Origin of the sequence: Streptomyces sp. URMC 126 (genome assembly GCF_051386555.1) — a bacterium.
GTDB lineage: Bacteria > Actinomycetota > Actinomycetes > Streptomycetales > Streptomycetaceae > Streptomyces.
In genome coordinates, this window is record NZ_JBPQTX010001220.1 from 1 (window position 1) to 245 (window position 245).

Sequence of the window (245 nt, forward strand, 5' to 3'; positions counted from 1 at the left end):
GGGTGGCCAGGACGCGGAACTTGCGCACCGACTCCGCGCGGGAGACGGCCGCGTTGCCGTCGTCCACCGCCTGCTGGACGGCCGCCAGCAGCTCGGGGTCCTCCAGCAGCCGCTCCCCGGACAGGCCGGACTTGCCGTGCTACTCGGCCCAGCGGGGCAGGAACTCCTCGTCCAGCGTGATCAGCGCGGCGACGAACGGGCGGCCGTCGCCGACCACCATGCACTCGGCGACCAGGGCGTGGGCC

General features: G+C 74.7%; 1 pseudogene. It reads right to left on the minus strand.

From position 1 onward, the window contains the following. A pseudogene (locus tag ACSNOK_RS35740) lies at positions 1-245 on the minus strand (long-chain fatty acid--CoA ligase); the annotation flags it as partial.